This window comes from Bordetella sp. 2513F2, from assembly GCF_054642735.1.
In genome coordinates this window covers 3,068,252-3,083,017 of the sequence record NZ_CM137755.1, presented here as the reverse complement: position 1 = coordinate 3,083,017, position 14,766 = coordinate 3,068,252, and the positions used below count along the sequence as shown (strand labels likewise).

General features: G+C 70.6%; 9 protein-coding genes and 2 tRNA genes. 7 read left to right on the top strand and 4 right to left on the bottom strand.

The genetic code is table 11. The features are described from left to right. Positions 1 to 122: 122 nt before the first annotated feature. The gene (locus ACYBYQ_RS14595) at positions 123 to 1,685 is read left to right on the top strand and encodes a sodium:solute symporter family transporter (protein ID WP_459614940.1); all 1,563 of its coding nucleotides are present in this window, start codon (positions 123 to 125) and stop codon (positions 1,683 to 1,685) included. Positions 1,686 to 1,730: 45 nt separating this feature from the next. On the opposite strand, the gene ACYBYQ_RS14590 is transcribed toward ACYBYQ_RS14595, so the two are convergent. Then, a complete protein-coding gene (locus tag ACYBYQ_RS14590; protein WP_459614938.1) occupies positions 1,731 to 2,780 on the bottom strand; it encodes an NADP(H)-dependent aldo-keto reductase in 1,050 nt (349 codons plus the stop codon). 154 nt (positions 2,781 to 2,934) lie between these two features. Between ACYBYQ_RS14590 and ACYBYQ_RS14585 the strand changes: the two genes are divergently transcribed. From ACYBYQ_RS14585 to ACYBYQ_RS14570, 4 genes are all read left to right on the top strand, one after another. After that, positions 2,935 to 3,228 carry an ArsR/SmtB family transcription factor gene (locus ACYBYQ_RS14585; RefSeq protein ID WP_459614936.1) on the top strand — a complete coding sequence of 98 codons (294 nt, stop codon included), beginning with the start codon at positions 2,935 to 2,937 and terminating at the stop codon, positions 3,226 to 3,228. A 46-nt stretch (positions 3,229 to 3,274) separates the two neighbouring features. Continuing rightward, a complete protein-coding gene (locus ACYBYQ_RS14580) occupies positions 3,275 to 4,387 on the top strand; it encodes an alkene reductase (protein WP_459614934.1) in 1,113 nt (370 codons plus the stop codon). 211 nt (positions 4,388 to 4,598) lie between these two features. Further along, positions 4,599 to 5,252 carry a YiaD family glycine zipper/OmpA-like lipoprotein gene (locus tag ACYBYQ_RS14575; RefSeq protein WP_459614932.1) on the top strand — a complete coding sequence of 218 codons (654 nt, stop codon included), beginning with the start codon at positions 4,599 to 4,601 and terminating at the stop codon, positions 5,250 to 5,252. Positions 5,253 to 5,340: 88 nt separating this feature from the next. Beyond that, positions 5,341 to 5,417, top strand: a tRNA-Arg gene (locus ACYBYQ_RS14570). An 89-nt stretch (positions 5,418 to 5,506) separates the two neighbouring features. Here the strand turns inward: ACYBYQ_RS14570 and ftsH are convergent. After that, the gene (gene ftsH, locus ACYBYQ_RS14565; protein WP_459614931.1) at positions 5,507 to 7,498 is read right to left on the bottom strand and encodes an ATP-dependent zinc metalloprotease FtsH; all 1,992 of its coding nucleotides are present in this window, start codon (positions 7,496 to 7,498) and stop codon (positions 5,507 to 5,509) included. A 223-nt stretch (positions 7,499 to 7,721) separates the two neighbouring features. Here ftsH and ACYBYQ_RS14560 point away from each other — a divergent pair. Together ACYBYQ_RS14560 and bglX are read left to right on the top strand one after the other, a co-directional pair. Then, positions 7,722 to 7,798, top strand: a tRNA-Arg gene (locus ACYBYQ_RS14560). A 203-nt stretch (positions 7,799 to 8,001) separates the two neighbouring features. Then, a complete protein-coding gene (gene bglX, locus ACYBYQ_RS14555; RefSeq protein ID WP_459614929.1) occupies positions 8,002 to 10,347 on the top strand; it encodes a beta-glucosidase BglX in 2,346 nt (781 codons plus the stop codon). A 6-nt stretch (positions 10,348 to 10,353) separates the two neighbouring features. On the opposite strand, the gene bcsC is transcribed toward bglX, so the two are convergent. Next, positions 10,354 to 13,851: a cellulose synthase complex outer membrane protein BcsC gene (gene bcsC, locus ACYBYQ_RS14550; protein WP_459614928.1), complete on the bottom strand. Its 3,498-nt coding sequence runs from the start codon at positions 13,849 to 13,851 to the stop codon at positions 10,354 to 10,356. Beyond that, on the bottom strand, positions 13,839 to 14,747 hold the full coding sequence (bcsZ, locus tag ACYBYQ_RS14545) for a cellulose synthase complex periplasmic endoglucanase BcsZ (protein ID WP_459614927.1): 909 nt from the start codon (positions 14,745 to 14,747) through the stop codon (positions 13,839 to 13,841). Before bcsZ ends, bcsC begins: the two co-directional genes overlap by 13 nt. Positions 14,748 to 14,766 lie beyond the last annotated feature (19 nt).

Below are 14,766 nucleotides of genomic sequence, written 5' to 3'. Positions count from 1 at the left end.
TGTATCGCCATGCAGCAAGCCGCCACGCAGGAAGCCATCCGCTGCGCGCAGGAACCCGGGATCGGCCGCACCCGCGGCGCCGGGCGCCGGCTCTTCGCACGCCTGCCGGGAGCGGCGCAGGGATGACGGCGCACGTCACCCACCTGGACTACTGGATCATTGCGGGATACTTCGGCCTGACGGCGCTGATCGGATTCGCGGCGACGCGGCGGCGCGCCTCCTCGGACGACCTCTTCCTGGCCGGGCGCAGCCTCGGGCCGCTGGCGGTGGGGTTCTCGCTGTTCGCTTCCAACATTTCTTCCGATACCCTGGTGGGCCTGCCGGGCGCAGCCTATCGCCATGGCATCTCGGCGGCCAACTACGAGTGGATGGCCGGGGTGGTGCTGGTCTTCACGGCCATCTTCGTGCTGCCGGTGCTCATGCGCACGCGCGTGGCCACCATGCCGGAGCTCATGGAGCGGCGTTTCGACGGCCGGCTGCGCAAGTACCTGTCGGTGATCACGCTGTTCCTGTCCATCGTGCTTGACACAGCCGGCACCCTGTATGCGGGCGGCCTGGTGGTGTCGGCCTTCCTGCCGGGCTTCACGCTGGCGGAAGTGTGCGCCATCATCGCGCTCTTCACCGCGCTCTATACCGCCAGCGGCGGCCTGCGCGCGGTGGTGTACACGGACGTGATGCAGGCGCTGGTGCTGCTGGGCGGCGCGGCCTGCCTGTCCGTCATCGTGTTCGGCAAGTTCGACTACAGCTGGGCGCAGGTCACCGCGCAGGTCGATCCCGACAGGCTGTCGCTGATACGTCCGCTGGATGATCCGGGCGTGCCGTGGCTGGGCCTGCTCACCGGGCTGCCCATCGTGGGCTTCTATTACTGGACCATGAACCAGTACGTGGTCCAGCGGGTGCTCGGCGCGCGCGACGTCACGGCGGCCAGCCGGGCGGCCATCATTGCCGCCATGCTGAAGCTGCTGCCGATCTTCCTGATGACGCTGCCCGGCGCCATGGCGACTGTGCTGCTGCCCGGCCTGGAACATCCCGACCAGGTGTTCCCGGCGATGGTCTCCACCTTCGCGCCGGTGGGCGTGCGCGGCCTGATCCTGGCCGGCCTGATGGCGGCCCTGATGTCCACGGTGTCGGCCACGCTGAATTCGGCGGCCACGCTGATCACGCTGGATTTCGTGCAGCCGTGGCGGCCCGCGATGTCGCCGCGCGCACTGGCCTGGACGGGACGTGCCGCAACGCTGCTGATCGCCGTGGCGGCGGCAGCATGGGCGCCCATGATCCAGCATTTTTCGGGGCTCTGGGGCTACCTGCAGCAGGTGTTCGCCTTCGTGGCCTCGCCGCTGGTGGCCACCTTCCTGATGGGCCTCTGGGTGGCGCGCCTGGGGCCCGGCGCCGCCTTGCGCGGCCTGGCGTGCGGCCACGCGTTGAGCGCGGTGGCGTTCGTCCTCTACGAGTCCGGCGCGCTGCCGGTGCATTTCACGATCCTGGGCGGCGTGCTGTTCGTGGCCACCGGCCTGTGCACCTGGGCCTGGATGCGCAGGCTGGGCGCGCAGGACGCGCCCGACGCCGGCGGCCGCGAAGTGCTGGCGCAGGCCCGTCCCGGCCTGGCCCACATGGGCCGAGACGTGCTGCTGGGCTGCGTGGCGGTGCTGGGCCTCACGGCAGCCATCGTCTGGGCGCTGCGCTGATGCCTGCGGCGGGCGCGCGATGCGCCGCCGCAGGGCCGGCCGCAATCAGGGCGCAGGGTTGGGATGGCGCTTGTGGATGGCCTCGATGCCGGCCAGCACTTCATCGGAAAGCGTGACGTCCACGCTCTCGATGTTTTCCTTGAGCTGCGCGATGGTGGTTGCGCCGATCAGGTTGCTGGTGACGAACGGGCGCTGGTTGACCCACGCCAGGGCCAGCTGGGCGGGCGAGAGGCCATGCTGGCGCGCCAGGGCCACGTACGCCTGCGTGGCGGCCTCGGTCTGCGGACTGCTGTAGCGATCGAAGCGCGTGTAGAGCGTGAGCCGCGCTTTTTCCGGGCGCGCGCCGTCCAGGTACTTGCCCGACAGCACGCCCATGGCCAGCGGCGAATACGCCAGCAGCCCCACCTGTTCGTGGTGCGTGAATTCGGACAGGCCGATCTCGAACACCCGGTTGAGCAGGCTGTACGGATTCTGGATGGTGGCGATGCGCGGCAGGCCCAGGTTTTCCGACGCCTTCAGGAACTGCGCCACGCCCCATGGGGTTTCATTGGACACGCCCACATGGCGCACCTTGCCGGCGCGGACGAAATCCTGCAGCACGGCCAGCGTTTCCTCGATGGGCACGGTGTGCGCATCCTCGACCCAGGGATATTCCAGCTTGCCGAAGGTGGCGGTGGTGCGGTCGGGCCAATGCAGCTGGTAGAGATCGAGATAGTCGGTCTGCAGCCGCTTCAGGCTGGCGTCCAGCGCCTCGGTGAGGTTCTTGCGGTCGAGGAAGGTCTTGCCGTCGCGGATGTGGCCGGGCCGCTTGGGATCGCGCACCGGGCCGGCCACCTTGCTGGCCAGCACGATCTCGTGGCGCCGGCCCGTGCGGGCCAGCCAGGTGCCGATGTAGCGTTCGGTGAGGCCCTGGGTTTCCGGCTTGGGCGGCACCGGATACATCTCGGCGGCGTCCACCAGGTTGACGCCCTGCGCCAGCGCGTAGTCGAGCTGCTCGTGCGCCTCGGCCTCGGTGTTCTGCTCGCCCCACGTCATGGTGCCCAGCCCGATCAGGCTGACTTCCAGGTCGGTGCGGCCTAGTTTGCGGTATTTCAAGTGCGTACTCCGGAAAGATGCTAGGGAAGAGCCTGTGCCCCGTGCGGCACGGCTGATGGTACTACCGGCATGCTGCGGGTTGTATATCGAATTTTAGCGATATAAACTTCGGGAAATCCCGATATACGGGGCGACACCCTCCTCCTCATCCGCCATGGACACCGACGCCATCCACAAGGCGCTCGCCCATCCGGTTCGGCGCGAGATGCTGAACTGGCTGCGCGAGCCCGAGCAGCATTTCGCCGGGCAGCAGCATCCGCTCGAACTCGGCGTGTGCGCCGGCATGTTCGAACGCTGCGGCCTGTCGCAGTCCACGGTGTCCACCCATCTGGCCATCCTGCAGCGGGCCGGGCTGGTGTCCGCCCGGCGGGTGGGGCAGTGGGTTTTCTACCGCCGCGACGAAGACCTCATCGCGGCTTTCCTGAAGCACTTGTCCCGAGAGCTGTAATCCGCGTCCGCGCCGCTGTGCCGGGCGCTCTTCATCCGAGGAACCCATGCCCACGCTTTTCGATCCCCTCACCGTCGGTGCCCTGGCGCTGCCCAACCGCATCGTCATGGCGCCGCTGACGCGCAACCGCTCGCCGCGTGCCGTGCCCCAGCCCATCACCGCCACCTACTACGCCCAGCGCGCCACGGCCGGCCTGCTGATCACGGAGGCCACGGCCATCTCGCACCAGGGCCAGGGCTATGCCGACGTGCCCGGCCTGTATGCGCCCGAGCAGATCACGGGCTGGAAGCGCGTGACCGAGGCGGTGCATGCCGCGGGCGGGCGCGTGGTGGTGCAGCTGTGGCACGTGGGCCGCATCTCGCATACTTCGCTGCAGCCGGACGGCGGCGCCCCGGTGGCGCCCTCGGCCATCCGCGCCAAGGCCAAGACCTACCTCGTCAATCCCGACGGCACCGGCAGCTTCGCCGAGACTTCCGAACCCCGCGCCCTGGCGCTGGAAGAGCTGCCCGGCATCGTGCAGGACTACCGCAAGGCCGCGCGCGCCGCCATCGAGGCCGGGTTCGACGGGGTGGAGCTGCATGCTGCCAACGGCTACCTGATCGACCAGTTCCTGCGCAGCGGCTCGAACCAGCGCACCGACGCCTATGGCGGCACCATCGAGAACCGCGCACGGCTGCTGGGCGAGGTGCTGGACGCCATCGTGGCCGAGATCGGCGCGGACCGCACCGGCATCCGGATCTCGCCGGTCACGCCTGCCAATGACGCGCAGGACGACTCGCCCCAGCCGCTCTTCACCCACGTGGTGCAGAAACTGGCCGCTCACGACCTGGCGTACGTGCACGTGATCGAGGGCGCCACCGGCGGCCCGCGCGACTACCAGCAGGGGCCGGCGCCGTTCGACTACGCTGCCTTGAAGGCCGCCTACCACGAGGCCGGCGGCAAGGGCGCCTGGATGGTGAACAATGGTTACGACGGCGCCATGGCCGCAGAAGCCGTGGCCAGCGGCCGCGCCGATCTCGTGGCCTTCGGCAAGCCGTTCATCTCCAATCCCGACCTGGTGCGCCGCCTGCGCGAGCACGCACCGCTGAACCCCGCCGACCAGGCCACCTTCTACGGCGGCGGCGAGCACGGCTACACCGACTATCCCACGCTCGACTGAGCGCGCGCGTGGCGCCGGGCGCACCGATGCGCCCGGCCCGCGGCAGCGGAATGATGCGTCGCGGGTTTTCCTGTGTTTGGCTACAAATTGGCTACAAACAGTAGCAGTGACGGGTTGCTGCCTGCTTAGGATGTTGCGCGTCGGCAGGGCAGTTGCCGGCAGCTCCGGGGCGGCAGCATGCCGCCGCCCTACCCAAGTCAGGAGAATCCAGATGAAAGAAGCAACAAGAACATCCCTGCGGGTCGCCGTGATCGGCACCATGATGGCGTTCGCCGCCGGCTGCGCCACCCAGCAACAGACCAATACCGCGGTCGGCGCCGGCGCTGGCGCGGGCCTGGGCGCGGGTCTGGGCGCAATCTTTGGGGACGGCAGGGGCGCGGCCATCGGCGCGGGCATCGGCGCCGTCGCCGGCGGCCTGGTCGGCTACAACTGGTCCGCCATCAAGGGCGACGTCGAGAAGTCGGGCGCCTCGTCGCTGGGCATCGACGTGGTCGAGATGCCCGACGGCAGCCTCAAGGTGAACATCCCCAGCAACGTGTCGTTCGACACCGGCAAGGCCGTGCTCAAGCCGGCCCTGCTGCCGGTGCTCGACAGCGTCGGCCGTGCCCTCAGCCAGCATCCCGAGCTGCGCCTGAAGGCGGTGGGCCATACCGACAGCACGGGTTCCGACGCGCTCAACCAGAAACTCTCGGAACAGCGCGCCAGCGCCGTCACGACCTACCTGGCCAAGGATGGGGTGGTGGCGCCATCGCGCATGTCGATCGAGGGCCGCGCCGCGCGCGACCCGATCGCCGACAACGCCACGGCCGAAGGCCGGGCCGCCAACCGCCGCGTGGAGGTCTACCTGTACGCCGTGAAGTCGTAGCGGGGCCGGCCGGCCATCCCGTGGGACGGCCGGCCTGTGCGCTGTTTGACACGGCCTTGGCAAATCCTGCTATACTCTTTCTTCTTTAGCGCCCGTAGCTCAGTTGGATAGAGTACTTGGCTACGAACCAAGGGGTCGTGGGTTCGAATCCTGCCGGGCGCGCCAAGCTTCGGGAAAACGCCACCTTCGGGTGGCGTTTTGCTTTATGCGTCGTGCCGCGGTGTCATGAACTGCGGTGTCATGAACTGCGGTTGTCATGAACTGCGGCTTCCGTCCGCCGCCCCGTCGTTGCGGCCCACCGGCCGGTCGGGCAGGGGCGGGGCCGGCGGCAGGCCCGTTACCTCGAGGATTTCCTGCTCGTCCAGCGATTCGCGCTGCATCAGGGCCGCGACCAGGGCGTCGAGTTCGCGCCGGCGTTCGCGCAGCAGCTGCTGGGCTTCTTCGTGGCATTCGTTGATGATGCGGGAGACCTCGGCATCGATGAGGCGTGCGGTTTCGTCGCTGTACGGCTTGCTGGCGCCCAGACCCGGCATGCCCACCCAGGCATTCTGCCTGGGGGCCAGCTGCACCATGCCCAGGGCGTCGCTCATGCCCCAGCGCGTGACCATCTGGCGCGCGATCTGCGTGGCCTGCTCGATGTCGCTTTCGGCGCCCGTGGTGCGGGTGCCATAGACCACTTCCTCCGCCGCCCGCCCGCCCAGCATGCCGATGATCTTGGCCCGCAGGTAGGCTTCGGGATAGTTGTAGCGGTCGGTCTCGGGGCGCTGGTAGGTGACGCCCAGCGCCTGGCCGCGCGGCACGATGGTGACCCGATGGACAGGGTCGGCGCCCGGCACGACCAGGCCGAGGATGGCGTGGCCGCCTTCGTGGTAGGCGATGCGCTCGCGGTCGGCATCGCTCAGGATGATGGGCCGCGCCGGGCCCAGCACGATCTTCTCCAGCGCGTCGATGAAATCTTTGTGGCGCACGCGCTCCTGGTCGCGCCGGGCAGCGAGCAGCGCCGCCTCGTTGACGAGGTTGCGGATGTCCGCGCCCGACAGGCCCGGGGTGGTCTGCGCTATCCCGGCGAGATCCACGTCGTCATCCAGGGGCACCTTGCGCGTGTGCACCTTCAGGATGGCCTCGCGGCCGGCCTTGTCGGGCAGGTTCACCACCACGCGGCGGTCGAAGCGGCCGGGCCGCAGCAGCGCCTTGTCGAGCACGTCCGGCTGGTTGGTGGCCGCCAGCACGATGACGCCTTCGCGGCTTGAAAAGCCGTCCATCTCCGTCAGTATCTGGTTGAGCGTCTGCTCCTGCTCGCTGGACCCCCCGAGCGCGGCCTGGCCCCGCGCGCGCCCGATGGAGTCGATCTCGTCGATGAAGATGATGGCCGGCGCGTTCTTGCGCGCCTCGGCGAAGAGGTCGCGCACGCGCGCGGCCCCCACGCCCACGATCATCTCCACGAATTCCGAGCCGCTCATCGAGAAGAAGGGCACCCCGGCTTCCCCGGCCACGGCCCGGGCCAGCAGCGTCTTGCCGGTGCCCGGCGCGCCCACCAGCAGCACGCCCTTGGGCGCCGAGCCGCCCAGCCGCGTGTACTTGCCGGGATCCTTCAGGAAATCGACGATCTCCACCAGCTCCTGCTCGGCCTCCTCGATGCCGGCCACGTCCTCGAAGCTGACCCGGGTGTCGGTTTCCTTGTCGAAGCGCTTGGCGCGGCTCTTGCCTATGCCGCCCAGGCCACCCAGCATGCCGCCGCCCTGTTTCATGGCGCGGCGGAACAGCCACACATACAGGGCGATGATGAGCAGAGTGGGGCCGAAGCTCCAGAGCAGCAGCGTGAGCATGCTGGTGCCCTGCTGGATCGGCGTGGCGCGGATGTCCACGCCGCGGCGGATGAGTTCGGATTCGAGGCCCGGATCCACGAAGCTGGGCAGGATGGTGGTGAAGTGCTGCACCTTGCGCGGCTCGGCCTGCCGGCCCTGCGCCTGGGGTGGCGTCCAGTCTATGGCGGCCTTGAATTCACCCTCGATGGTCTGCCCCTGCGTGTGGATGGCCACGACGTTGTCCTTGGCCAGTTCCGCGCGGAACAGCGTGTACGAGATCGGCGCCGGCGCGCTCGTGCCCGGCATGAAATAGCTTACGACCAGGTAGTTGAAGAGCAGCAGCAGCAGGAAGACCAGCCAGGTGCGGCCGGGAGGGATCGAGGGCAGGGGCGGGAGCGACCCCGTGGGCTTTCCGGGAGGCTTGCTGTACGGCGCGGGCACGTTGGACTCCTTCCTGGATCGTGGGGCCGCCGGCAGCGGCAGCCTCGCCCGGATGATGGTAAGGCGAGCCCGCGCTTTGTGAAAGGGCCGGATCCCGCGGCCCGTCGGCGCTGCAGGAGGGCGTGATGGGCGGGCCTGCCGCCATCCCCGCCCGACGCTGCCTGGGCTGGGATGGCGTTGGACAAGCGCGAAAACCATCGATATAATTCTGCCTCTTTACAAAGCGCCCGTAGCTCAGTTGGATAGAGTACTTGGCTACGAACCAAGGGGTCGTGGGTTCGAATCCTGCCGGGCGCGCCATTATTTCGATGTCCGGCGGCCATGCCGCCGGAATCTACCCGAAGCGGCTTTCGTCATGCGAAAGCCGCTTTTTTGTGTCTGTCTGCTTTGTGCTGCGGCCGCCGGCGCGCATTTTCCGCCGCCGCCGATGTCGTGGTAGCGTCGCGGTTTCGTGTGTCGTGCCGGCATGGGGATTCCGGCGCATCAGCAAGGGGAGAAGAACGATGGCGGGAATCCGGCGGTGGGCGCTCACGTGCCTGTTGGGAGTGATGTCGGCAGCGCCGGCCGTGGCCGGGGCCGCCACGGCAGCGGGGGCTGTCGCGGCGGAGGCAACGGCAGGCGCAGCACAGTTGCCGGCCCAGGCGCGCAAGACCTTCATCGACGGGCTGATGGCCCGCATGACGCTGGACGAGAAGATCGGCCAGCTGCGCCTCATCAGTATCACCTGGGGCGGCGGGGACTTCCCGCGCGAGAAGGTGCTGCGCGAGGCGGGCCAGGGACGGGTGGGCGGCATCTTCAATACCGTGGTGCGGCCCGACATACGCGGCCTGCAGGACGCGGCGCTGGCAAGCCGGCTGAAGATCCCCCTGTTCTTCGCCTACGACGTGGCGCACGGCCACCGCACGGTGTTTCCCATCAGCCTGGGGCTCGCCTCTTCCTGGGACCTCGACGCCGTCGAGCGCAGCGCCCGCGTGGCCGCGCGCGAAGCCAGCGCCGACGGCCTGGACATGACCTTCGCCCCCATGGTCGACGTTTCCCGCGACCCGCGCTGGGGGCGGGTGTCCGAGGGCTTCGGCGAGGACACCTATCTCACGGCGCAGATGGGGGCGGCCATGGTGCGCGGCTTCCAGGGGCAGGGGCGCGACGGCAGCGGGAACATCACGGCAACCGTCAAGCACTACGCGCTGTATGGCGCGGTGGAGGGCGGGCGCGAGTACAACACGGTGGACATGAGCCCGCAGCGCATGTTCCAGGACTACCTGCCGCCCTACAAGGCGGGGGTGGACGCGGGGGCCGGCGCCGTGATGGTGTCGCTGAGCACCGTCAATGGCGTGCCCGCCACGGCCAACCGCTGGCTGCTCGAGGACGTGCTGCGGCGCCAGTGGGGGTTCGAGGGCCTGGTCATCAGCGACCACGGCGCCATCGGCGAGCTGGTGCGCCACGGCGTGGCGTCGGATGCGCGCGACGCCGCCCGGGTGGCCATCCAGTCGGGCGTGGACATGAGCATGAACGACGCCATCTTCGGCGCCGAGCTCGCCGGGCTGGTGCATGACGGGCTGGTGCCCATGGCGCGGGTCGATGCGGCCGTGCGGCGGGTGCTGGAAGCCAAGTACGACATGGGACTGTTCGGCGATCCCTACCTGCGCGTGGGCCAGGCCCGCGACGATCCCGCCGACACCGACGCCGAGAGCCGCCTGCATCGCAAGGCGGCGCGCGAGGTGGCGCGGGACAGCCTGGTGCTGCTCAAGAACGCCGGCGCCACGCTGCCCCTGGCGCGCCGCGGCACCATTGCCGTGGTGGGCCCGCTGGCGCGCAGCCAGCGCGACGTCATGGGCAGCTGGTCGGCGGCGGGCAAGGCACGGCAGGCCGTCACGGTGTACGACGGGCTGGTTGCCGCCGCGGGCGGCCAGGCGCGCATCCTCTACGCCAAGGGCGCCAACGTCACCGACGATCCGGAGGAGCAGGCGTTCCTCAATCTCTATGCCGAGGACGTGGAAATCACGCGCGCGTCGCCCCAGGCCATGATCCAGGACGCGCTGGACGCCGCAGGCCAGGCCGACGTGGTGGTGGCCGTGGTGGGCGAGGCGCAGGGCATGGCGCACGAGGCCTCGAGCCGCACCGACATCCGCATACCCGAGAGCCAGCGGCGCCTGCTGCGCGCGCTCAAGGCCTCCGGCAAGCCCCTGGTGGTGGTGCTGATGAACGGCCGGCCGCTCACGCTCGAGTGGGAAGCCGAGCATGCCGACGCTCTGCTGGAGGCATGGTTTCCCGGCACCGAGGGCGGCAACGCCATCGCCGACGTGCTGTTCGGCGACCACAACCCCTCGGGCAAGCTGCCCATGAGCTTCCCGCGGGCGGTGGGCCAGATCCCGGTGTACTACAGCCAGCTCAATACCGGCCGGCCATTCGATCCTGACCATCCCGACAAGTACACCTCGCGCTACTACGACGTGGATTTCGGCCCGCTGTTCCCGTTCGGCTACGGCCTGAGCTACACCCGCTTCGCGCTCACCGATTTCACGCTGTCGCAGCCGACGATGCGCGGCGACGAGACGCTCACGGCCGGCGTGACGGTGTCCAACCAGGGCGCGCGCGCGGGGGCGACCGTGGTGCAGCTCTACCTGCGCGACGTGACGGCCTCCGTGAGCCAGCCCGTGCAGTTGCTGCGCGGCTTCCGCAAGGTGATGCTGCAGCCGGGCGAGTCGCGGCGCGTGGAGTTTCCCATCCGCCGCGACGACCTGGCCTTCTACGATGCCGGGGTGCAGCGGGTGGTGGAACCCGGCGAGTTCCGCGTGCAGGTGGGCCTCGATGCGCGCGAGGTGCAGACGCGGTCGTTCCGGCTGGAGTGAGCCCGCCTAGCGGAACTCGCCGTACGGCGTGAGGGGCTCGGGCCCCATGGGCAGCGGGCCGCGCCATGGCGCCAGGCTGTAGCGCAGGTACAGCATGGCGCGGCTGGGCGTGTAGTCTTCGGACTTCTGGATGTCGAAACCCGCGCCCAGCACCAGGTGGTTCGACACGCGGCGCTCGACGAAGGCGCTGGCGCTGTAGCCCACGCCGCTGCCGCTGCCCGGGCCATGGGACAGCGTGGCGTTGGGATTCAGCGCCGACGCGGGCACGATGCCGGCCAGGGCCGCCGGGTCTCCGAGCGGATAGGCGCGGCTGCTGTCGGTGCGCGAGGTCGACCAGCCCACCGAGCCCCGCACCGCGAACGACCAGTTCTGGCCGCGCCGCGCATAGCCCACCGGCAGGGACAGCGAGAAGTAGCGCTGCGGGCTGTAGTAGCCGCCCTGTCCGTAGGTGTAGTCGCCCAGGTCCTTGTCGTAGTGCCACAGCATGCTGTTGACGCCGATCGTGAGCCGCTCGTTGGCGCGGTTGATCAGCTTGCGGTAGTAGCCGGCCATGAGGCGCGCGCGCGTGTTGTCTGCCACGTTGTGGCCGCGCAGCCAGTGGTAGCCCAGGTTGGCCCACACGCCGTTGGGGCCGCCGCGGTCCCAGCTCAGCCCCAGCGTGAAGCCGTTGGCCGTGACGCCGCCCCAGGTCTTGCCCGTGACCGGATCGACGGCGCCCGCATACGACAGCAGCGAATTGGTGAGCGGGCGCCGCGATGCGGTGAGCGACCAGCCCACGGGCCCCCAGTCGCCGTCGTAGGTGATGCCGCCCAGTATGTTTGTGCGCTCGAAGCCCAGCGGCGAGGTGCCGATGTCCATCGCCCAGGTATCGTCGCGCCAGCCCACCGCCAGGCCGGTGCCGTGGGCGCGCTGGCGCAGGTCGCTGCCGCAGCCGTCGCGCACGGCCGCGCAATAGCCGAAGGATTCGCGGTGCCGGCCGGCGGCGTCGGTCTCGAAGGTGCCGGCATCCAGGAACACCTGCTCGGCGCGCACGAAGGCCTGGCCGCCGGCCAGCGGCAGGTCGGCGTGCAGCATGGTGGTGTGGTTGTGCACGCGCGAGAAGCCCGGGCTGCCGTCGTTGCGCCACGCGAAGTCGTGCTGCAGCGTGAGGGTGGGGGTCTGCCGGCGGTACAGCGCGTCGGCATCGCTGCGCAGGCTGCGCCGCAGCCAGTCGTCGGCATCGTCGGGCTGCATGGCGCGGGTATAGGCCACGTCGTCGCGGGGCTGCACCTGGGAGGGCGCGAGCAGCCCGGCGTCCTGCATGGCGCGTGCGTAGAGGTCCAGCGCCTGCTGCGGCGCGTCGCGGCGCTGCAGGCGCGCGGCATCGCGGTAGAGCAGGGCGTCCGGGCCGCTCTGGCGCGCCAGCAGCGCCGTCATGATGCGCTGGGCCTGGGCGGTGTCGCCCGCGGCGGCCCAGGCGTTGGCCAGGCGCCGGTGGCCGTTGACGTCGTCGTCCTGCAGCCGGGGCGGCGCCGTCTGCAGCGCCTGGCGCGCGCGCGCCGTCTGGCCGGCGTCCAGCCAGGTCTCGATGCGGCCCAGGGCCGCACTGCGGTTGTCCGGGCTGCGCGCCAGCACGGCCTCGTAGCGGCGCAGCGCCTCCGCATGGTCATCGCGCGCCGCCGCCCATTCCGCCAGCGCCAGGTCGATGTCGTCGTCGGGCGGCAGCCCGCGCAGATAGGCGATGGCCTCGTCTTCCCGGCCGGCATCGCGCAGCCGCGTGGCCTGCGCCATGACCTGCCGGCGGCCGAGCCGCGCGTCCAGCGTCTGCATGTCGTCCGTCCATTGGCCGCGCGGCACCCGGGCCAGGCTGTCGCGCGCCTGGGCGAGCTGGTCGCGCGAGGAGAGGAACAGGGCATGGGCATAGCGCACCTGCGGCTCGGCGCCGCGGCGCGCCAGCACGCCGGCGAAGGCGGCGTCGGCACGGTCGGGCCGGCCCTGCTCCTGCCAGGCGCCGGCCAGGCGGTAGGCCAGCCAGGGGTCGTCGGGCCGTTCGCGCTGCACCTGTTCCAGCAGGCTGGCCGCACGGGGCCAGTCGCCGGCCTGCCGTGCGGCCTCGGCCTGGGCCTGGAGGCGCTCGAGCTCGATGCCGTGCACGACATCGGCGAACCGCCGCTGCTCGGCGGCAGGCAGGCTGCGGATGTAGGCCAGGGCCTTGTCGTCGGACTGGTTCTGGTAGATGCGCACCAGGCCGCGCAGCGCGCTGGCGTTGTTGCGGTCGAGGCGGCGCGCCTGCAGGTAGTAGCGTTCGGCGGCGGCCTCGTCCTTGCGCTCGATGGCGATGTGCCCGAGCCCGACCAGCGCATGGGCATTGCCCGGCTCCATGCGATGCGCCTGCTGGTAGAGCGAGGCGGCGCGGTCGAGCCGGCCGGCTTCCAGCGCATCGTCGGCCTGGCCCAGCACCAGCCAGTAGCGGTTGCTGTTGGCCAGCGCCACCCATTTGGCGTTGCCGCGGCCGCCGGCGCTGAGCCTGACCGCGGCATCGAAATGGCGCGCGGCGGCCTCGCGCTGGCCTGCCCGCATGTAGGCCAGGCCCAGAGAGCCCTGCAGCTCGGCGTCGTCGGGATAGCGGTTCACGGCCTGGCGCAGGGTGGCCGCGGCCTGCCCGTGGCGCCCGCCCTCCAGCAGGGCCAGGCCCTGCTGGCCCGCCTGCCAGGCCGGGTCGTCCAGCAGCGCCCGCAGATCCTGCACATGCTTGCGGGCCGAAGCTGCCACGGTCGTGCCGTCGTAGAGCAGCCGGAAGCTCTCCCAGCGTTCCAGCGTCTGGCGGGTGCCGGGCTGGCGCATCAGGAAATCGTATTCGCGCTGGGCCGTGGCCTGGCGGGCGGCCGGGTCCTTGGCCAGGCTGCGCAGCACGGCCAGCGCTTCGTCGTTGCGGCCTGCGCCGAAGAGCAGGTTGGCGAGCGTCTGGCGCAGCGGCACGCTGCCCGGGTATTCGCGGTCCAGGGCCTGCAGCCGCTGCAGGGCCTCCTCGCGGCTGTCGGGCATGCGCGCGCGCAGCTGCCAGTATTCCAGCGCCAGGTCGAACGAGGGGAAGACGCCCTGGAGCAGGTCGTCGAAGGCCTTGCGCGCCTCGTCCAGGCGTCCCGCCGTGGCGTACAGCCGGGCCTGCTGCAAGGCGCGGCGCCCGTCGGGCTGGGAGAGCCTTTCCAGCATCTGGACTTCGCGCAGCGTCTGGGGATCCGGCGCGCCGCCACGGATCTGCTGCACCAGCCGGCCCGCGCGCGCGGTGTCGTTCAGCCGGATGGCCATGCGCAGTTCTGCCGCGAGACCGCGCGGATCGTTGGGCGAGATGCGATAGAGGCGGGCCAGCGAGTCGTTGACGAGGTCGTCGCGGTGCAGCGCTTCGCCCAGGCGGATCTGCTGCAGCAGCCAGGCCCTGGGTTCGACCCCGGCGGGCTGCGCGGCCAGGCCGCCGCACCAGAGCGCGGCGCAGGCGATCAGTGCGGAGCGGGTCAGTTTGCGCATGCCGATGCCGCCGGAACGAGCCGGCCCTCCCGGTCGAAGCGATAGCGTCCATCATCCCAGCCCTGGCCGAACAGGGCCAGCGACTGGCCGTAATAGGCATCCGCTGCGGGGGGCGCCTCTTGCAGCCGCCGGCGCTGCGCGGCATGGCCGGGCTGGCCGGCCAGCAGGGGCAGCAGGGCGGCGGAGAAACCCGCCGGCCCGCTGCCCTGCAGCCGCCCCGTGGCGGCGTCGGCGGCTTCGGGCGGCGTGCCGCGTTCGGCGGTGGCGCGCGCCATCGGGGCATAATGGGCCAGCAGGCGCGCCTTCTGCGGCGCGTCGTCGGCCAGCATGCCGGCCCACAGGTAGACGCGGATGGCATCGTAGTCGCCCAGGCTGCCGTGCTGCGGATCCGGTTGCCAGCCCTGGCCCGCCTGCCAGGCCACCCAGTCGGGCGCGTAACCGTGCGGCGCGGCCTCTTCCAGCATGCGCAGCGTGCCGTCGGCCATGGCGCGCCAGGGGCCCGCAAGCGCCGACAGGCGCGCCAGGATCTGCAGCGGAACATAGCTGGGGTTGAGGCGCCAGCGCTGCGCCCGCGTGTCGACGAAACCGGTCTTGCCGGGCAGCAGCATGGGGCCCAGTCCGGGGATGTCCTGCACTTCGTCGCGCGCGATGCGCTGGGCCAGCCGCGTGCCCAGGCCCGCGTAGCCATGCACGCCCCAGATGCGGCCGGCTTCCAGCAGGGCGTAGGCGATCCAGAGGTCGGCATCCGAGGCGCTGTTGGCGTCCAGCACCCGCCATTGGCCGTCCGGGGCGCGGCCCCAGAGCCAGGCCGGCAGGTGCGCGCCCAGGTCGCCCTGCGCCAGGTTGGCCTCCGTCCAGCGCACCAGGCGCCGGAACGTCTGCCGGTCGTCGGCCACGAGCGCGAAGAACAGCGCG

Excerpts from the sequence above, each read along its gene's own strand:
- bglX (WP_459614929.1), top strand. The coding sequence starts at position 8,002 with ATGGCGGGAATCCGGCGGTGGGCGCTCACGTGCCTGTTGGGAGTGATG.
- ACYBYQ_RS14595 (WP_459614940.1), top strand. The coding sequence starts at position 123 with ATGACGGCGCACGTCACCCACCTGGACTACTGGATCATTGCGGGATAC.
- bcsC (WP_459614928.1), bottom strand. The coding sequence starts at position 13,851 with ATGCGCAAACTGACCCGCTCCGCACTGATCGCCTGCGCCGCGCTCTGG.
- ACYBYQ_RS14575 (WP_459614932.1), top strand. The coding sequence starts at position 4,599 with ATGAAAGAAGCAACAAGAACATCCCTGCGGGTCGCCGTGATCGGCACC.
- ACYBYQ_RS14580 (WP_459614934.1), top strand. The coding sequence starts at position 3,275 with ATGCCCACGCTTTTCGATCCCCTCACCGTCGGTGCCCTGGCGCTGCCC.
- ACYBYQ_RS14585 (WP_459614936.1), top strand. The coding sequence starts at position 2,935 with ATGGACACCGACGCCATCCACAAGGCGCTCGCCCATCCGGTTCGGCGC.